The organism is Exiguobacterium antarcticum DSM 14480, from assembly GCF_000685865.1.
In the GTDB taxonomy this organism is placed as follows: Bacteria; Bacillota; Bacilli; order Exiguobacteriales; family Exiguobacteriaceae; genus Exiguobacterium_A; species Exiguobacterium_A antarcticum.
Map to the genome: position 1 here is coordinate 1,740,924 of NZ_JMKS01000003.1, position 19,809 is coordinate 1,760,732.

The 19,809-nt window shown below is 46.6% G+C and carries 17 protein-coding genes; 9 read left to right on the plus strand and 8 right to left on the minus strand.

The genetic code is table 11. From position 1 onward, the window contains the following. Positions 1 to 102: 102 nt before the first annotated feature. Positions 103 to 981, minus strand: coding sequence for a phosphoadenosine phosphosulfate reductase domain-containing protein (locus P404_RS0109870; protein WP_236624360.1), 879 nt, complete (start codon positions 979 to 981; stop codon positions 103 to 105). 184 nt (positions 982 to 1,165) lie between these two features. Here P404_RS0109870 and P404_RS0109875 point away from each other — a divergent pair, with 184 nt between their 5' ends. Beyond that, positions 1,166 to 2,104, plus strand: a complete 939-nt coding sequence (locus P404_RS0109875; RefSeq protein ID WP_026830089.1) for an IS30 family transposase — start codon at positions 1,166 to 1,168, stop codon at positions 2,102 to 2,104. 39 nt (positions 2,105 to 2,143) lie between these two features. Here P404_RS0109875 and P404_RS0109880 read toward each other — a convergent pair whose 3' ends face one another. From P404_RS0109880 to hepT, 5 genes are all read right to left on the minus strand, one after another. Next, positions 2,144 to 2,449, minus strand: a complete 306-nt coding sequence (locus P404_RS0109880) for a nucleotide pyrophosphohydrolase (protein ID WP_026830649.1) — start codon at positions 2,447 to 2,449, stop codon at positions 2,144 to 2,146. Continuing rightward, a complete protein-coding gene (locus P404_RS0109885) occupies positions 2,446 to 4,080 on the minus strand; it encodes a DUF2075 domain-containing protein (RefSeq protein ID WP_026830650.1) in 1,635 nt (544 codons plus the stop codon). The genes P404_RS0109880 and P404_RS0109885 overlap by 4 nt, the downstream gene beginning before the upstream one ends. Positions 4,081 to 4,428: 348 nt before the next feature. Next, positions 4,429 to 5,130: an IS21-like element helper ATPase IstB gene (gene istB, locus P404_RS0109890; protein ID WP_034773873.1), complete on the minus strand. Its 702-nt coding sequence runs from the start codon at positions 5,128 to 5,130 to the stop codon at positions 4,429 to 4,431. Between the two features lie 11 nt (positions 5,131 to 5,141). Continuing rightward, positions 5,142 to 6,578, minus strand: a complete 1,437-nt coding sequence (gene istA / locus P404_RS0109895; RefSeq protein ID WP_026829677.1) for an IS21 family transposase — start codon at positions 6,576 to 6,578, stop codon at positions 5,142 to 5,144. Between the two features lie 34 nt (positions 6,579 to 6,612). After that, complete coding sequence (hepT, locus tag P404_RS19100; RefSeq protein ID WP_051590479.1) at positions 6,613 to 7,095, minus strand: type VII toxin-antitoxin system HepT family RNase toxin; 483 nt, start codon at positions 7,093 to 7,095, stop codon at positions 6,613 to 6,615. Between the two features lie 277 nt (positions 7,096 to 7,372). On the opposite strand from hepT, the gene P404_RS0109905 reads away from it, so the two are divergent. Continuing rightward, complete coding sequence (locus P404_RS0109905; RefSeq protein ID WP_026830651.1) at positions 7,373 to 8,746, plus strand: IS4 family transposase; 1,374 nt, start codon at positions 7,373 to 7,375, stop codon at positions 8,744 to 8,746. A gap of 204 nt (positions 8,747 to 8,950) precedes the next feature. Here the strand turns inward: P404_RS0109905 and P404_RS0109910 are convergent, their stop codons facing one another. Then, the gene (locus P404_RS0109910; protein WP_026830652.1) at positions 8,951 to 9,379 is read right to left on the minus strand and encodes a VOC family protein; all 429 of its coding nucleotides are present in this window, start codon (positions 9,377 to 9,379) and stop codon (positions 8,951 to 8,953) included. 212 nt (positions 9,380 to 9,591) lie between these two features. Between P404_RS0109910 and P404_RS0109915 the strand changes: the two genes are divergently transcribed. The 7 genes from P404_RS0109915 to P404_RS0109945 all read left to right on the plus strand — a co-directional run bounded on the left by P404_RS0109915 (position 9,592) and on the right by P404_RS0109945 (position 18,461). Beyond that, positions 9,592 to 10,605: a LacI family DNA-binding transcriptional regulator gene (locus P404_RS0109915; protein ID WP_014969333.1), complete on the plus strand. Its 1,014-nt coding sequence runs from the start codon at positions 9,592 to 9,594 to the stop codon at positions 10,603 to 10,605. A 202-nt stretch (positions 10,606 to 10,807) separates the two neighbouring features. Further along, positions 10,808 to 12,115 (plus strand): ABC transporter substrate-binding protein, encoded by a 1,308-nt coding sequence (locus P404_RS0109920; RefSeq protein WP_026830653.1) that lies wholly within the window; start codon positions 10,808 to 10,810, stop codon positions 12,113 to 12,115. A 60-nt stretch (positions 12,116 to 12,175) separates the two neighbouring features. Further along, positions 12,176 to 13,072, plus strand: a complete 897-nt coding sequence (locus tag P404_RS0109925) for a carbohydrate ABC transporter permease (protein ID WP_026830654.1) — start codon at positions 12,176 to 12,178, stop codon at positions 13,070 to 13,072. A gap of 3 nt (positions 13,073 to 13,075) precedes the next feature. Further along, positions 13,076 to 13,999: a carbohydrate ABC transporter permease gene (locus tag P404_RS0109930; protein ID WP_081809583.1), complete on the plus strand. Its 924-nt coding sequence runs from the start codon at positions 13,076 to 13,078 to the stop codon at positions 13,997 to 13,999. 22 nt (positions 14,000 to 14,021) lie between these two features. Further along, a complete protein-coding gene (locus tag P404_RS0109935; RefSeq protein ID WP_026830656.1) occupies positions 14,022 to 15,368 on the plus strand; it encodes a GH1 family beta-glucosidase in 1,347 nt (448 codons plus the stop codon). Positions 15,369 to 15,435: 67 nt separating this feature from the next. After that, positions 15,436 to 17,829 (plus strand): carbohydrate binding domain-containing protein, encoded by a 2,394-nt coding sequence (locus tag P404_RS18230; protein WP_081809584.1) that lies wholly within the window; start codon positions 15,436 to 15,438, stop codon positions 17,827 to 17,829. 158 nt (positions 17,830 to 17,987) lie between these two features. After that, entirely contained in the window at positions 17,988 to 18,461 is a 474-nt protein-coding gene (locus P404_RS0109945) for a hypothetical protein (RefSeq protein ID WP_026830658.1), read from the plus strand. 81 nt (positions 18,462 to 18,542) lie between these two features. Here P404_RS0109945 and P404_RS0109950 read toward each other — a convergent pair whose 3' ends face one another. Continuing rightward, positions 18,543 to 19,799 (minus strand): M20/M25/M40 family metallo-hydrolase, encoded by a 1,257-nt coding sequence (locus P404_RS0109950; RefSeq protein WP_026830659.1) that lies wholly within the window; start codon positions 19,797 to 19,799, stop codon positions 18,543 to 18,545. Positions 19,800 to 19,809 lie beyond the last annotated feature (10 nt).

A 19,809-nucleotide genomic window follows, 5' to 3' on the forward strand; every position in this document is an offset into this window, starting at 1 on the left:
AGATACTATGATCATCTAGGAGCTAAAGTACGTTTATTTATCAAGTTAAACTATACAAAAAGGTAGCGGATTTTATCCACTACCTTTTTGTATAGTTTTTATTTATGAGAAAGAACATACACAAGGAATAGTATCGTCTTTTTCACTTAAATATTTTTCAATTCCATCTCTATCCATCAGTTCTCTGTATTCACGCAATGTGAATGGTCCACCATTTCTTTTTAAAATAGAAACATCTTTCTCAAACTTACTACGGAAGCGTTCTTCCATAGCTTCTTGCTCCGCGTATTGCTCGGGCCAGACATTATATAAAAGAGCATAATGACCTAGGCCTCCTCGGACACATCGACCAGCACAGTTTGCGTGAGAAAAACCTAGACCATACATTCGCGGCAATGCAATTTTCCATTCGTCACGAATAATCTCTTTCGTATCAAAATCACCTTTAAAAGTTTCAATCATAGGAAAACGTGTTTCGATCGGTTCAATTGGGTTGTGCTCGTAGAAATTTTGAAGGTTGATAGCTCGGTGTTGCTCATGAGGTCCAATACCGAAATAAAGTATTGGTTCAAGATTATGCTCATCTCGGAGTTCTTCTAAATAAATCATTGTTTGTCGAACCTTTAATTCCTCTGAGCATTTAGCCATACGTGAATTACCCAAGAATTTAACATCATGGAAAACTTCATCGGGCGTTCTTCCATCTATTCGAGTAGTAATTTCCATACCGATATACTCTGCTACTTCATCCATGAATCGATAGTTATCGATATCTTCCCAAAGTGTATCAGTGAAAAAGAGTACACAGTTCTCTTTTCCATATTTCTGAACGATATGATAAGCAACATATGCTGACGATGCACCGCCACTAAACATTGCTACGTGCACTGGCTTTCTACCAGATAATGAAGGAGTAGTACCTGCTTTTAATACACCTAGTGCTGATCGATCAGAGGTTTTTTGAGTTTTTACGTTATTCATATTCATTTTAAAACACCTCTCTCTCGAAAACAAAATATCCATTTATTTTCTAATTATAAGTATAAAGCTCATTTCTAATGACGAATTGTAATATTAAGTGCAACACCTGACGGAAAACACAAAAAGCCCATAACGGCCTCGTGTAGAATGGAGTTACCACACCACATTCAACGGAGGATTTGTTATGAGCTATATTCATCTTACCACATCAGAAAGAGTCAAAATAGAAACGTATCTCGATTTAGGTTTATCCGTCCGAAAGATTGCGGGACGCCTGGGGCGTCAACCTTCTACGATTTCACGAGAATTAAAACGAAACCCTTACTATGATGCTTCTTGTGCTGACCAGCGTTATGTTGAGCGCAAAAAGAAGTGCGGTGCACGGACGAAGTTCACGCTAGAAAAAGGAGTTCGTATCCTCGAAAAGTTACGCGAGACATGGTCGCCTGAACAGATTGCCGGACGTTTATTCCAAGAAGAAGGACTATCCTTCAAGACAATTTATCGCTGGATCTATACGGGCCTCGTCGAGACCAATTCTAGTTTTCTTCGCCAAAAGGGAAAGCGTCAGAAACCACGTGAGACGCGTGGACGCTTCAATGTCGGATTACCAATCAGTAAACGTCCAGCCGACGTCAAAGGGCGCCAAACGTTTGGACATTGGGAGCTGGATACTGTCGTCTCAGCCAGAGGGAAATCCAAGGCATGTGTCGCAACGTTCGTCGAGCGAAAGAGCCGTTTCTATCTCGCTGTGCCGATGGAGGATCGGTCCGCTGCCTCGATGGAGTCAGCGATTAAAGCATTGCATCTCTACTTCCCGTCGGGAACGTTTCAAACCGCGACGACAGATCGTGGAAAAGAGTTTAGCTGTCATGAACGAATTCGTGAAACGTTAGGCGTACCGATGTATTTTGCGGATCCGTATTCTTCTTGGCAACGTGGAAGTAACGAGAACGCCAATGGTCTTCTCCGTGAATTTTTCCCGAAGGGGACGGATTTCGGAAAGGTCAGTCGTTCTGAACTCGCTCAAGCGCTCGCCTGGATCAATGGGAGACCACGGAAATGTCTCAACTGGAAAACTGCATACGAGGTCTTCTCGGAAGAAGTGTTGCACTTAATTTGACAAACCGTCTAATAAAAAACAATGATATGTTTTGTGGCTTCAATTATCTAGTAGATACTTCTCTCCATTCTTCCTAATCTTATCTACCACAATCTCCTCCACGTCTACATTCAACTCACTACACAACGTCAATGCATAAATCAACACATCGGCAATTTCCTCTTTAATATTTTCTTGATTTTCTTCCCAAGCTTCTTCGCTGGTCCGCCACTGGAAGGCTTCAAGTAACTCGGATGCTTCGATGGACAAAGAAATCGCTAAGTCTTTTGGGTTGTGGTGTGGTCGCCAGTTTCGTTCGTCACGGAAGTCATCGATTTTTTGTACTAATGCTTTGATTTCGTTCATAGTTGTGTCTCCTTTAGTTGTAATAATCGTGCGCGTAATTGAGGATTTGTTGCATAAAGATAAAGCCCTTTGACGCCACGCTTCAGCAGGACGTTTAGGGAGTTCAAAATGATTTCTTCCTTGGCACGTTCGTTTTCTGATTGACTCAAGTCTTGTCGGGAAACAAATGCTCCAGTGTCTCTATATAACGTTGGATTGAGCTTCAATTGTTGAGTTGTTTCATCATACTGAATCGACGGACCGAGGACGACACCGACGTAGTTTAAATCAAATCCTTGAATGGTATAGATCGATCCAACTTCTCGAATCGTTTCCGGTTGTTCTGCCCATGTTGTATGGGGGTAAGTGCGGTTCCATGGAAGGTTAATTCCGCCTTCGTCAACAAAGTAGTCGGCCCCATCTTTTTTATGCAGGTAGTCAAACGTCGAGACGATTCGGGATAGTCCGTGCTGTTCGTTTTTCGAGAAAATCGCCTGCTTAAAGACTTCCGAGTCCTCGAAGATTTGTAAATCATAATTTGAATCACTCGGGATCGGTAAGAGCTCGCGTTCCACAAAACGATTGATCCAGTGCAATGTCTGCGGACTCGCTTGCATCCGGAATTGATTGGATAATTGCAGCGTCTTTGTCGAAAAGGGACCGACGATGTCCTGCAAGGTCGTACGTCCCCAGTGACTTTTAATTTTGAGGACTTGTTTCGGATCAAAGATAAGAATCGTGATTTTACTGCGTGTAATGATTTCATACAGTTGATTTTGTTGGTGGAAATTGTTGTAGGCATCTTCTTTTGTGAGTAACAGATGGGCTTCGTCCACGAGCACGATGTCAGCAGTCCGCTTTTGTTTATCCAACGTATTTAAGAAGGAGGTTGGCTTTTGAAACTGCTTTTTCTTTAAGTTCGGTAGGCTGCTGGCAATCGATTTATACGTCTTGAGCATTTCACCATGGTTAACGAGCAGGTAGTTATCTGTCTGATACAGTGCAGAATCTGCTTCTTTCGTTAAATCCTGAATTGTATTGAACAATGAGCTGAGTAAGACACTTTTTCCTGTTCCGGCGTCACCTTTGACAATGAAGACATGGTGACCGGTTTCGGTGATTTTTGTTTTACAAAATTTTAAGATTTCCTCTTTGACTTCCAGTTGCTGCTCAGACAATTCACGAAACGGAGAGAGTTTGTAGACGTCTTTGTTTCGCAACTGATCGAGTGTTCCTTCCGCAATCTGCTCCTCGCGTAACTGTTGCCAAATATTTTCAAAAACCGTCTCATTGAAAAAATCTTTTCGGAAATAGTTGTGCATCTGGCGGGAGACGGTTTGGCTTACATTTTGCAGTGTATAGCGACCATCTGCAATTAAAAAGTTAATCAAATTGGATTCGATATTGTAAGTAGCGGATTGGTTAAACTGTTCATGCCCAATTAAAATTGATTCGTCGAGCTGCTTCCGACGTGGATCTTTTAAATGGGCTTTTAACCGTTGATTTTTTTGAACCGTTTGTCCGACGTAAGCTTGTGCTTTTGACCGATTATACAGCAGATAAACGATTGGATAATTATCTATGTAGAGCGTTCGACTACGCGTTACATCAGCGTAGTTAAACCGGTACTTTTCAAAATAAAGTTTCTCCAAAACATGTGTCCATCCTTCCAGTGATGTTACAAGGTATGTAAAAAGTAGTTCTTGTTAAATATAGCATGACACATGAATAATTGTTATTTAAAGGGAATTTGATTGGGTTATCCTGAATATGCTAGGTTATTTACTTTAAAATATTTATTTGAGGAGGGGGATGAAGCATGAAAATCTGTCAGTCTTCCAACTGGATAACAATCTGTGCAAATGTTAAGAAATCATCTATGTGCTTCTCTAAAATAGCTTGAAGAATATTTAAATCAAGTGATTGGTAGTCATGTGTATTTTGCAATAGGTTTGTGCAGTGAATTGCAGAAAAAAGTACAGAACTTTGCCAGTAAATATTTAATTTCTTGATAATGCATGTGTGACACGATAACTATCGCCTGTGAAGGTCAGAATGTGCGCATGATGAATCACACGATCAACGAGTGCTGACGTTAATCTAGGATCTGCGAAAACACGATTCCATTGACTGAATTCTAGATTCGATGTGATGATGATACTTTTCTTTTCGTACCAGTCTGTAATGAGATGGAACAGGAGCTCTGCTGACTCTTTGGATAATGGAAGATAGCCCATTTCATCCAAGACGATAAGATCCGCAGAATCGAGGCGTGTATGGAAGCTACTCAGCTTCCCATCACGCCATGCTTTGGTGAGTTGCTCTACGAGCTCCGAAACACGAAAGAAACGTACTTCTTTTCCTTTACGACAAGCTTCCCGTCCTAAACCAATCGCAAGATGTGTCTTACCAGTGCCGGGGGCACCTGTGAGCACTACGTTTTGCTGATGATCGATGAAAGAGAGCGACATCAATTCTTCTTTCTTGAGATGACGAGGAAAGTAGATGTTGTCATGCCAGCGATAGTCTTCAAGTGATTTATTGTTGATGAATTTTGCTTTTTTTATGAGCCTCTCTGCCTTCGCTTCTTCACGAAGTCTCATCTCCATTTCAAAAAGTGTCGTGAGAAACGTCTCGGACGATTCCATCGGAATCGATTCGTAAATTTCAGCGACGTAAGCGAGCCGAAGGGATTTGCACATCTCTTTTAGATTCACGGCTGCACCTCACTCTGCCATGGTCGATTCAAACTGTCATACTTACTCCAGTCGACATCGTAGGGATGCTCTTCGATGTCAGAATAGGCATCGCTCTGGCTCAGTAGCTCATACAATCGTTCATCGATTTCAGTGATTGAATGCAGGACTAATCTAGATCGTAGCCATCCCAGTCTTTCTCTCCGTATCATCAGATTCTGGATGTTCAGATACTCTCGAATTCGTCCAGGGAGGTACTCTGCGTGGCGTGAATGACCATAACTACGCGGCTTTTTGTACCATTCGTTGAGAATGCTTTCCCAAGGTAACGCCCGTTTCGTCATCATATAAGGTCGCTTTTCTTCGTACAGGATTTCTCCGTGACGAGAAATGATTTTCATATCGTCCCATTTTAGGATTGCTCTCACTTGTCCATGTCGAGAACCAGATGGAACGAGAATCTTCGTTTGATCGATGGTCACTTCTCCATATTTGTTTACCTTCAACAGTTCCTCCTTGAACACCGGAAAGTCTTCTTCCGGCAGTCGAAGGAGATGCTTTTTCTCTTCCACAACGAGATCCTTGATACGTACTTTCTTTTCATAATGTATACGTTCCATGTCATCCCTGAGGGATGATGCGAGGCGTCTGTTCAATGATTCGAAGTCATTCATGACGGGAGAAGGAACCAGGAAGTTGTAACGGACATATCCAACCTTGTTTTCGACGCTTCCTTTCTCATTCCCACTATACGGATTACAGCTTTGAACTTGGAAACCATAGTGCGTTACGAATTGCTGAAAAGCGTCCGTATAAATGGCATCTTCCTTTGTTGTCCGTACTTTAGCGACGGCTGCTGGGAGATTGTCGATTCGTAATTGTTGCGGCACGCCTCCGATTTCTTCGAACAGTCTCTTCAATCCGGTCAGGAAACATTCTTGGTTCTCTGCTGGTAATGCAACCGCAGCTGTTCGATTGCTATACGGCATGGATAGGATCAAGCAATGCACATCGACCGCATGACTGTCCTTCACGACTTCCATGACGCCAAAATCTACCTGTGCTTCTCCGGGCGGGTGGGCCAACCGCTCGAATCGACTATCGTTTTCTACATCGCGACCTAGGCGCCATTCTTTGATGAATTGACAGACGGTCCGGTAGGACCCTTCAAATCCATATGTACATAATGTCTCATATAGTTTTTTATTGGTTCGTCGTTGTTTCTTTTTCATCATCGCATCTTCCTGTAGCCAGTCCTCGATCATTTCGCCCCAACGGGTGCCATACATCATGCCACGCTTTGAAGAATGACTTTCTTTTGGTAGAAAAGACTCATCGGCATATTTTTTAGCAGTTCGCCAGTTCAGGTTAAGATCTTTCGCAATCTTATTGATGGAATAGGATTTATGGTTCCTTAAAAATTTGATACAATTGATTTCAGACATTGTTAGCATTCCTTTCATCTCCTTCACGTTCTTGTTTCGCAACTTAAACGTTAGGATGAATTTGTGGGTGCTGGCAAGTCTTTTTCTTTTTTCGCAAAAGGAGTGCAGAACTGTGTACGTTTCCGTCGCACAAGTCTGCACTCCTATTTTGCATTACACAGTCATGGATTGCGATAGTACAATATCTCATCATATTCATTAGACTGGTAGATAAAGAAGAGTTGATAAAGTGTACTTTCTCTAATAGTTTAATTCCATCCTGACTCGTTTTAGGTAATCCCAGTTTTCGTGTACTTACGACATACATCGCCATATCGATAGAAGCTTGGCAGATCCGTTGCAAATTTAAAATGATGCTATCTTGTCTGGTTAAATCACTTAAATTTTTGGAGTCATTATTATAGACTTCGTTCATTCTAATGATGCAACGTTTGATCGTCGCTTGTTTTTGTAAAAGGATCTCGTTCATTTCTTGCGACACGTCCTTTCTTACAAAATAGATAATGGTACATCTGATTTTAACCATTCTATAACACCTTGAAAAAAATCGGTATGATCTAAAAAAAGTAAGACCCGACGAAATCCGTCAGATCTTACTTTTTATCAGGAATGCATTCCCGTCACTCGACTCCTACAGGGAAAAGCGCAGGGATTTGCGCTGTCACAGGCAAACAAGACCCGAGTCCATGTCCGGAGGACAAAGGAGGCGCGGCTTGTGCCTCCATAGATGTCAACTTAAGAAAATGACTAACTTCTTTTGAAAGATGGTATGGAATACTAACCCTACGAGAGGAGTTTTTTATATGCCAGTCCGAGAGAAATTCGATTTCCTCGACCAATTATTTACGTTTTTAGAACCAACTAAGATCAATCAGTTGGCGAAAGAGACCGGATTTATACAACGGAAACGGAAATTGGATGCGAATGACTTCTTATCACTGCTCTTCGGGATTCACGGAAATCTCGTCGATCACAGCCTTCAAGAATTGAGCACGAAGTGCGCCGTGAATCAAGAAATCGAGATTAGTCGTGCCGCACTTGACAAAAAATTCACCAAGGCTGCCGTATTATTTCTCCAACGACTGGTGAGCGAGTTACTCGATACAGAACGAATACTTTCACTCACACGTCATCCGCTCAGTGAAGACTGGCCGTTCACCACCCTTCGGGTATTAGATGGTACGCATGATGCGGTTCCTGATTTGATGCTGAAAAAAGTACAAAAGACTCGGCAGACTTCGGTCAAAATCCAACATGAATACGATCTATTGACTGGACGCGCTACATTTTTACGTATTGATCTTCAGAACGTCAATGACACTATCAGCGGTGCGCAACGAATCCCATTTTTGAGTGCGAACGAGTTGTGTCTTCAGGATCTTGGATATTTTCATTTAAAATCGTTCGAAAGTATTCGAGAAAAAGAGAGTTACTTTCTGACACGCTTTCGGAGTGACGCCTATTTAGCTGTCGTCAATCCTTCTCCAAAGTATCACCCGAATGGTAAGAAAGTGGAAAGTAGTCGATATCTACGCGTTGATCTTGTCGCACTCAGTCGCGCGATGGATCCGAATGAAATCATAGAACTAGAGGAAGTTTATTTCGGAAGGGATTCACATTTTCAGGCACGTTGTATCCTGTTCCATCAGGACCAGGATCAGAAAGAAAAACGGCTCCTCAAAATTGAGCGACGAGCTAGTCGAAGTCGAACGCCAATGAGACCGATTGTCCGTGATTTAGCAGGGACTACTGGGTACATGACCAACCTACCGGATTCTATTTCACCAAAACAGCTCGTCGAGCTGTATCGATTACGTTGGCAAATCGAATGGGAGTTCCGTACGCTGAAGTCCTTTCTAGGACTGGATCACTTTCGACTGATGAAACAAGAGCGATGGCTCTGTCATGTATATGGAACGTTATTAATTTTTCTCCTCAGTCAACTCATGGCTTGCCAGCTTCGTAACGCTATTTGGGAAGAAGAGAAAAAAGAAATCAGTGAAGCAATTGCAATCCGGTGCTTCGCTTGTCACTTCATTCCAAAAATGTATGAGGCACTTCGACAAAAAAAGACGCCACAGGCGTTCATCCCATTGATCACTCGTCTATTGACAAGGACTGCGCGAAAGCCGAATTCCGCTATGGGGACCGCCATGAAGCGTCTTCAATTCAAGTAGCACATGGATCAGTTAAATCCCCAAAAAAGAGAGGCTTTTTTGGGGTGCTTACAATTATCTTTTCCGCTAATCATCCGAATGAAACGCATCAGGAATAAAAAATGAGAGCTTTCTCAACTCATCTTTTGGCTAAGTTGACATCTATGGGCTTGTGCCTCGCCTGAGGAAAGCGAGTGAAAGGGAAAGCATGACGCAGCGAGCAACTTACGCCTTTACTTCACTTATCTCATGATTAAGTTGCCACTGCACGCCAAACGGATCTTCGACGATGCCGTAGGCTTCACTCCAAAACGTTTTTTGAATCGGCATGATGACATTACCGTCTTGCGCGAGCTTGTCGAATGTCTCGTGAATGAGTGGAACGTCTGACAGATGCAGAGCCAGCGTGACGTTTTGTCCGGTCGCCACCGGATCGTGCGGCATCGCGTCCGAAAACATGACGCGTGTGCCGTGAACAATTAATTGCGAATGCAGGACAAGCGACTGGACGTCTGGTGCGAACGGTTGACCGTCCGGACCATTGCCGGGACCAAACTCCATGATCTCGGGAATGTCCTGGCCGAAGACTTTGGCATAATAATGAATCGCCTCACGGGTGTTGCCGTTAAAGACCAGGTAAGGGGTAATCGGCATGATGATGCTCCTCTCCATGTTAGGCACGGCGTACTGATATCTATAGTATACCAAACGTTTGTTCTTGTTTAAAGATTTATCAAGTGGAAAATGAAAGCGATATCATTTATTTTTTAAAATCCAAATAAATTCGCAAATAATGGTTGCGTCTTTCCAGATTCCGACCTATACTAAATTTATCGAAAGCGCTTTCGGTGAAATGGAGTGGTTACATGGGTACAATTTATGATTTAGCGAAAATAACCGGTTTTTCGATCACGACGGTCTCAAAAGCCTTAAATAACTATTCCGATGTCAGTGAAAAGACAAAAGCGAAAATCGTTCAGGCAGCAGCCGATATGGGCTACTTGCCGAACGCCCACGCTCAGTCGCTCTCGACGAAACGATCCTGGACGATCGGGGTCATGTTCTCGGAAGCAAACGAAGTCGGGATGATGCATCCATTCTTCAACGCAATCATCGAAAGTTTCCGGAAAGCAACGGAGCAGCAAGGTTATGATTTAATCTTCGCCTCGCGGAATCTCCGCAATCGGGACATGAGTTACCTCGAGCATTTCCAGCATCGGGCGGTCGACGGCATCGTCGTCATCTGTTCCGATCAAATGGACAAGCATGTCCAGCAACTGATTCAAAGTTCGATTCCAATCGTTGTCGTCGACATGGACAGCACCGATTGCAGTGTCGTCTTCTCGGATAACCTCTCCGGCGGTACACTCGCCGTCAATCATCTCTACGAACTGGGACATCGTTTGATTGCCCACATTGCTGGAGATATGACGATTGATGCGGGATTGGCACGAATCGAAGGGTACAAACAAGCGATGGATCGACTCGCGTTACCGATTCCAGACGGCTATCTGATCAACGGCGGATTTTTCTCGGTCGAAGAAGGAAAACAAGCGATGCAGACGTTGCTTGCTTTACCGAAACGTCCGACTGCGGTCTTCGTCGCAGGTGACCAAATGGCGATCGGGGCAATGGAAGCGATTCATGAAGCGGGCCTTCGGGTTCCGCAAGACATTTCCGTCGTCGGTTACGATGATATCGAGATGTCGAAATACGTCACACCGAAGCTGACGACGGTCCGGCAAGATACGGAGCAGATCGGACAGCATGCAGCGAATCTCTTGATTGAACAAATCGTCAACAAACGACGTGTCATGACGACGGATATCATTCCAGTCGACTTGATCGTCCGCCAATCGACAGGACCTGTCACACCGTAACATCTTTTCGGAATCGCTCTCGCAGGTTGTCTTCGAGAAAACGCGAGAGCGGTTTCGAAATCCACTATATTTTTTTGTACGTTTCCGAAAGGGCTTTCGGAACTTTTTTCAGACCATTTACGAAAGCGCTTTCGATATTTTTGAATAATAAATGAGACCGCTTACTTAGGGGACTACCAACAGACGAGAAGGATGGGATGACATGAAGAAGAAGTTAGTCAGCGTATTAACAGTCGGCGCATTAACAGCAAGCGTTTTAGCAGGATGTTCAGGTGGCGAAGAGGAAAAAACGAGCGGTGGCAAGGAAGTCCTGAAAATCTGGTCGTTTACAGATGAATTAAAAGAACCAATCAAAAAGTTTGAAGAGCAAAACGACGTGAAAGTCGAATTGACGATCGTTCCAATCGCGGATTACCCGACGAAATTAAAACCAGCGCTTGAGAGTGGCGTCGGCGCACCGGATATCTTCACAGGTGAGATCGCCTTCCTCAAACAATGGGTCGACGCTGGCTACTGGGCGAACCTGTCGGAAAAACCATTTAACGCAGGTGAAGTCAAAGACGACTATATCCCGTACGTCTATGACATGGGGAAAGACAAAGACGGTAACGTTCGTGCTCTTTCATGGCAAACGACACCAGGTGGCGTCTACTACAAACGAAGCATCGCGAAAAAAGTTCTCGGCACAGATGATCCAAAAGAAATCGGTGCGATGATGAACTCGATGGACGGCGTCTTCGAAATCGCTGAGAAGATGAAAGGCAAAGGCTACAAAATGTTCCCGGATGAAGGATCGATCCGTTGGTTCGCACAAGGGAATGAGCCGCAAGCTTGGGTGAACGACAAACAGGAACTCGTCGTGACGGAAGACAAGAAAAACTACATGGATTACGCAAAAGAATTACGGACAAAACAATACACGGCACTTGCGCCGGAATGGTCACCATCATGGTTCGCCGGAATGGATAAGCCGGTCAAAGTCAAAGAAAACGGCAAAGAAACCGAAACAGAAATCTTCTCATATGTCCTTCCGACATGGGGCTTACACAGTGTCTTGAAAGAAAACGCGAAGAAATCAGCCGGTGACTGGGCTGTTACAAGCGGACCGAGCCCATACTTCTGGGGCGGTACATGGTTAGGTGTCTACAAAGATTCGAAGAAACAAAAACTTGCGTATGATTTCGTTAAAATGATGACACAAGACGAAGAGTTCTTGACAGACTGGGCGAAAGAAACAGGGGACGTTCTCGCTTACAAACCGGTTACGGACAAAATCAAAACCGACTTCAAAGATGAGTTCCTCGGCGGACAGAACAACTACGAGTTCTTCCTTGATCAAGCAGACAAAATCACACCGGGAATCGTGACGAAGTACGACCAACAGCTCGATACGTTATACGGTGCATCTGTCATGGAATATGTCCAAGGCAAAAAATCAAAAGACGAAGCACTTGCTGAATTCTACAAAAAAGTCAAAAATGCGTATCCGGACGTAAAAGTACCGGAATAAGGAGTCTAGGTGGGGCGGTCCTCGCTTCACCTCTTCTTGTTTAAGAAAGGGGTTTGACCTGTGAAAAAACTCGATCGCCATGGTTATCTGTTCATCGCACCGTTTTGGATCGTCTTCTTGATCTTCAGCATCTATCCGGTTGCCTTGACGTTCTATTACAGTTTCACCAACTACACAGGCGCAGAAGGCGAACAACTCGTCGGACTCGCGAACTATACGCGTTTGCTCGGAGATACGTACTTCATTGAAGCGTTCTTCAACACACTGAAGATTTGGGGACTGAACTTCATCCTGCAAATCGGGGGAGCTTTGATGCTCGCCTTACTGTTCTCGGATTTACAGCTCAAGATGAAAGGTCTCGCGTTTTTCCGCGCGACGTTCTATCTGCCGAACTTGATCACGATCAGCTCGGTTGCCTTGTTGTTCGGTATCCTGCTCGACTGGCAGCACGGTTCACTCAACATGATGCTGCTGAAAATCGGCATCATCTCAGAGCCGATCAACTGGTTGACACAACCGGTCACAGCCCAGATTTCCGTCTCACTCATCCTGACCTGGATGTGGCTTGGCCACTCGTTCATCGTCGTCATGGCCGGCGTATCCGGCATCTCGAAGGATTATTTCGAAGCGGCACTGATTGACGGTGCAACACGCTGGCAGATCTTCTCGCGGATCACGTTACCGCTCTTAAAACCGATCTTGCTCTACATCATGATCACATCATTGATCGGCGGACTGCAATTGTTCGACCTGCCGATGTTGATCACGGATGGTGTCGGTGCGCCGGATGGTGCCCTGAACACGATGGTGCTTTATCTCTACAACCAAGCCTTTAAATACAACAACTATGGCTACGCCGCTGCTGTCGCATACGGATTGTTTGCCATCACGCTCGTCTTTTCAATCATCGTCTTCAAAGGGATGTTCCGAAAAGAACGTTCACCGAAAGGAGCCTGACCGATGGAACGAAATGCAGAAGCACGTCGGATCGTGCCACAAACGGGGGATCAACCGGATCGTTCAGAACGTCCGCTCAAGTTGACACCACCTCCGAAACAGAAAAAAGCCTGGTTCGGGAAAAGTCTCATCTACGTCGGACTGATTGCCTTGACGATCGCCTGTCTCATCCCGTTTTTGATGATGATCATCAACGCGACCCGCTCGAACGAAGAAGTGTTATCTGGTTTCTCATTGATTCCAGGGAACTCGCTCGCTGAAAACTACGCGGCACTCAGCTCGTACGTCAACATCTGGTCCGGCTTCAAGAACAGTCTGATCATCGCCGTACTCGTCACCGTCTTATCGGGTTACTTCTCGGCGATGACAGCGTTCGGATTTGCTTTCTACCAGTTCAAAGGAAAAAACGTCCTGTTCGTCTTCATGCTCGTCATGATGATGATTCCGGGACAACTCGGTTTGATCGGGTTCTACGAGCTCAGTAAGAACTTAGGTCTGCTCGACAGTTTCATCCCGCTGATCGTTCCGGCGATCGCCAGTCCGTTCACGGTGTTCTTCGTCCGTCAGTACCTGCAGACGGTCATGCACCCAAGTTTGCTGGAAGCAGCACGGATGGATGGCGCCAGTGAATGGCGGATCTTCCATACGATTGCTTTACCGATGATGATGCCGGCGATCGCCACGATGTCGATCTTTACGTTCATCGGTTCATGGAACAACTACATCATGCCGCTCGTCCTGCTCTTCTCACCAGAAAAGTATACGTTGCCGGTCTTGATGGGCTTCTTAAAAGGATCACAAGTCGCAGAAAACTTAGGTTCGCTGTATCTCGGAATCGCGATTTCCGTCGTACCGATCATGATCGCCTTCTTGTTCCTCTCGAAATACATCGTCAGCAGCATCTCAGCTGGTGCCGTCAAAGAATAAACTGTTAAAGGGGCTTACATCTATGAAATTTACACCGAACTTCGTCTTCGGGACGGCAACGTCCTCGTACCAAATCGAAGGCGCACACGACGAAGGTGGTCGTACGCCGTCGATCTGGGATACGTTCTGCGATACGGACGGAAAAGTTTTTGAAAAACACAACGGCGATGTCGCCTGTGACCATTACAACCGCTTCGAAGAAGACATTCAACACATTAAAAAGTTAGGCGTCGACACGTACCGCTTCTCGATTGCCTGGCCACGGATTTTCCCGAGTAAAGGGCAGTTCAATCCGGAAGGGATGGCCTTCTATAAGACACTGGCCACACGTCTGCAGGAAGAAGGCATCAAACCGGCCGTCACACTCTACCACTGGGATCTCCCGATGTGGGCGCACGAAGAAGGCGGTTGGGTCAACCGCGACTCGGTCGACTGGTTCCTCGACTTCGCCCGCGTCTGTTTCGAAGAGCTCGACGGAATCGTCGACTCGTGGATCACGCACAACGAACCATGGTGTGCCGGCTTCTTGAGCTACCACCTCGGTCAGCATGCACCGGGCCACACGGACATGAACGAAGCCGTCCGTGCCGTTCACCACATGCTGTTGTCGCACGGAAAAGCGGTCGAACTGCTGAAAGGCGAATTCAACTCAGCGACGCCGATCGGCATCACGTTGAACTTGGCACCGAAGTACGCGAAGACGGATTCCGTCAACGATCAGATTGCAATGAACAATGCGGATGGCTATGCCAATCGCTGGTTCCTTGATCCGATCTTCAAAGGACAATATCCGATCGACATGATGAACCTGTTCTCGAAATATGTCCATACGTACGATTTCATCCACGCGGGAGACCTCGCGACGATTTCGACGCCATGTGATTTCTTCGGCATCAATTTCTACAGCCGCAACCTGGTCGAGTTCAGTGCGGCGAGTGATTTCTTACACAAAGACGCCTACTCGGACTACGACAAGACCGGCATGGGCTGGGATATCGCTCCAAGTGAGTTCAAAGACTTGATCCGTCGCCTGCGTGCCGAGTACACGGATTTGCCAATCTTTATCACGGAAAACGGCGCTGCCTTTGACGATCAGCTCGTCGACGGCAAGATTCACGATCAAAACCGGATCGATTACGTCTCCCAGCATCTGCAAGCCGTGTCTGATCTGAATGACGAAGGGATGAACATCGCCGGGTATTACCTCTGGTCGCTGCTCGATAACTTCGAGTGGAGCTTCGGGTACGACAAACGATTCGGGATCATCTATGTCGATTTCGATACACAGGAACGAATCTGGAAAGACAGCGCGCATTGGTATGCGAATGTCATCCAGACGCATAAGGCAGCACTTCCGCAAGAAGCGTAACGTCGTCGAACAGGCAAGGTCGAATTCATCGCCCTTGCCTGTTGTTCATTCAAAGGAGGAATTACAGATGAAGAAATGGCTCGCAGTTGCCCTCGGAACGGGACTGGTCCTGTCATACGCCGGGACCGGCCATGCCGAGAAAGCCGACAAAAAAGACAACACGAAATGGAAGATGGTCTGGTCGGATGAATTTACGAAACAACAGCTCGACCGGACGAAGTGGACATATGATACCGGGAACTGGATTGTTGATCAAAATGGAAGCGCTATCAGTCCGGGCTGGGGGAATAACGAAAAACAATACTACACGGACAACAAAGATAATTCCTTTATTCGGGACGGCAAACTCGTCATCCGGGCGAAAGAAGAAAAAACGACCGATTCGCTCGGTTCGTACGACTATACATCAGCTAAATTGAAAACCAAAGGCTTATTCAGCAAGACATACGGCCGTTATGAAATCAAAGCGAAACTGCCGACCGGTAAAGGCTTATGGCCGGCATTCTGGATGTTGCCGGAGCAGGACAAATATGGCGCCTGGGCATCATCCGGTGAGATTGATGTCATGGAAGCGTGGGGCAGTCAACCGGACAAAGTCGCCGGGACGATCCACTACGGTGAGAACTGGCCGAACAATAAATATACCGGCAAGGACTATCATTTCCCGGACGGCGGACGGATTGACCAGTGGCATACGTATGCCGTCGAGTGGGAGCCGGGCGAACTGCGCTGGTACGTCGACGGCAACCTCTATCAAACACAAAACGACTGGTACAGCAAAGGCAAAAACACGGCAACGAACTACAGTTATCCGGCACCTTTCGACCAAAACTTTTATCTCGTGATGAATTTGGCTGTCGGCGGCTGGTTTGACGGCGAAGTCGACGAAACGACGAAGTTCCCGGCTGAGATGGAAGTCGATTATGTCCGGGTCTATGATTTGAAGAACCGTGACTACCGCGAACCGGTCGAGCCGGTTTATGAAGATGTGACGTTACCGGACGGGGCAAAACAACCTTTAGAAGACGGCAATCTCGTGTATGACCAAGCGTACGAAAAAGCAATTAAGACGATCACAGACGGCGCGCAGACACTTGACCCGACATACTGGAACTATGTGACGTTGCCTGACTTCGGCGGCAAGGGATCGGTCGACGTGACAGAGCAGGACGGAACCCGTTTCGCCAGCGTCACGATCGACCAACCGGGGGTGCAAAACTATGCCCACCAGTTGATTCAAAAGATTTCCCTCGCCCAAGGCGGACGCTACGAAGTCAGCTTTGACGCAAGCAGTGAAGAAGCACGGACGATCGTCGCGAAAGTCGGTGGCGGGGCAGAACGGGGCTACACCAAATATTCGAATGAAGAAGTCATCGATTTGACGCCAACCGTCAAACGACATACGTTCACATTCGATATGGCAGCAGAAACGGATCTCGCGGCACGACTTGAGTTCAACCTCGGTCTGGCTAAAGCAGGGGTCAAAATTGGTAACGTCCGCGTCGAACAAGTGCCACGCGGCGAAATCGATGAAACGGCAACCAAACCTGCTTTACCGGACGGCAATCAGATCTACAACGGCACGTTTGACCAAGGCGCGATGGACCGCCTGACGTACTGGCAGTTTGATGCCGGTCAGACAAAAGGAACCGGATCGGTCGACCCGGTGACACGTGACTTTACATTCAAAACAAAAGCACAAATGAAAAAGGGACAATCGGCGACGCTGACGCAACGTGGTGTCCAGTTGCAGGAAAACCATCAGTATGTGCTTCGCTTCAAGGCGGACAGCAAGCGAATCAAACAGATTCAAGTCAAGGCGACAAATGCGGATGGAACAACAGCCTACTTGCCGACGCATGACGTGCCGTTGACAAAACAGACAACGACCGTTGAAATTCCGTTCACGATGACGCAAGCGACGGATTTGAACAGTCAACTCCAGTTCAACTTCGGATTGGCAAAAGGTGAAGTGACACTGGATGATGTCGAGTTGATCGACATCACACCGGTCGAAGTCGATCGGTCACCGCTCAAAAACGGTTCGTTCGCGGACGGACTGAACTTCTGGAGTTCGTACGTCCATTATGACGCGCAAGCGGTCGTCTCAACGGTCAATGACGCCGCGAAACTCGCCATCGCATCAGAAGGACAGGAACCATGGAGCGTCCTGCTGGAGCAAGGAAACTTACAGTTAGTCAAAGGGCAGACATATCAGCTGACGTTTAAGGCATCGTCAACAGTCGCGCGACCACTCGAAGTCACCGTCGAAAACGCTTCATATACACGTTACTTCAGTCAGATCGTCGAACTTGGCACAGAAGCGAAAACGTATCAGTTTGACTTTACGCTCGGACAAGACGATACGGCCGGGTTGAAGTTCTTACTCGGCAAGGCAGCCGGTTCCCCGTTTGCCGCGCATAACGTAACGATTGATGATGTGAAGCTAGAAGTGAAATAACACGAATTAAATTGTTTTATACAAAACGTCCAGAATGACTTCTTCGCTTGTTGAAGGGGAAGAGAATTCTGGACGTTTTTATTTTTCATGTAAAAAAGGAATTTAAATCCAATTCGCAGAAAGGGTATACCATGAAATTTTAGAGGAGGAACACCATCATGGTTCGTTCGACGAAACAGTATGTCGCGTTGTTTGCCGTGCTTTTGCTCGCGACGATCAGTATCAATGCCTGGCCGGCGAGTCTTTATCCGGACGGTTCGATTGGTCTGCTTCAAATCACGGCCTCATTCATCTGGTTGGTCTTTTTGACGGCTTCCGTGGTTCTTGTTCGGGAAGAAAAGACGCTTTTGTTTGTCTTCTACTATCTAAGCTTTGGGTTTGTTGCCGGCACCGTGGTCTATTTAGTGACATTTTTTGAGCGGTATTGGTTAGGAGAACTTTGGTTTGATATCGTATCAGCTATTCAATATCCGTTTTATTATCTGTTTGCGGTCCCGCTGTTTGGCTTTAATACATGGTTTGATGCTCCATACGGACAGTTTGCGATGTTTGCCGGGTTTGCTTACATCCTGCTGGCGATTGGTATAAGTGTCCGGTATAAAAAACTCGAAGCAAAGCGACTGCGGTACTGACAAGTGGATTTTCCTAAACCATCGTTTTCTTCTGACAGCGCGCCTTGGCGCGCTTTTTCATGCCGAAGCGGTGTATGAAGTTTAAGAACGAAGCGGAATGAGCTGATGGTGGAGAACCGATTCAATCAAGGCGACAGTCTCGAACGTCGCTGCGTAATCGACTGTTTCGTGCTCCGTATGTTCGTGTCTATAGCCGACCGACAGATTGACGGAAGGAATTCCGAAGCCGGCAAATACGTTCGTGTCGCTTGATCCGCCGTTTGTCGTCGTCTGCCAATCGGGCATTCCGGCGAGACGTCCTGCTTCCTCGAACAGCTGACCAAACTCTGATGTACAGAACGGTATTTGATTCCGACAGGCCGTGACAATATCGCGTGTTCCGCGGCGGTCGACAACGATGGCGGCATCCACATCCTTGAGGAAAGCGGAATCGATCCCCTCGGCACCCCGGCACCCGATCTCTTCTTGTACCGTGAAGGCGAGTTTCAGCGTACCGGAGAAGTTTGTGTTCCGGACGCGGTCAAGCACTTCCAGAATGGTTGTGATCCCGGCACGATCGTCAGCTCCAAGGATGCCGCTGGAACTGCGGAGGGTCGTGCCGTTTTCGAGAATGACCCGACCTTCCTCAATCAGTTCGACCGTATCCATATGAGCGGACAGCAGGATGGTCGGACCGACGCCACATGTAATGGTCGCCAGGACATTTCCCCGTTTGTCGGTATAGAGGAAATCCGTGCTTGATCTCAAATGATTGCGGAGATGCATTGCGACTAATCGCTCCCGTTTGCTGACACCCGGGATATCGAGCCATGTCAGCAAACGATGTTTAAACCGTTCCAGTCGTAAAGTCTTAAGGTAGTGTTGATCTGCGGTCAACCGGTAGAGACGTTCCGCAAACAGCAAGAGGGAGGCGAATCCGCTTCTGCGGTAGTTCAGCTGCAACGTCAGATGAATCAGTTGCATCGTCATCTGGTGTGGCAAGGCAAGTTGAAGCAGTTGCCATTGCTCCAAAGAAGGTGCTTGCTGGAGGACGATTGAAGCTTGACCGCGGGCATGTCCGTCACAACAAGACAATGTCAGGATACCAAGGGTGTTCAGCCAACGGACGGGATCAAAGGAGTGATACGGCAAGTCATCCGTCAATGGATTTACCATCGCTTCTTGCCCGGGCAGATCCTTAAAAGGAACCTGCTGGATCCACTCAATCAGCCGGCGATCGCTCCAGTCCTTAATCGGATATTGTAAAATGGATTGAGTCAAACGGGCCACATGTGTTTTGCTGAACCGGTCGTCCTGGCTCAGACCGTGTCGCGCTAAGAGAATCGCTGCGTTTGTCATAAAAAACAGC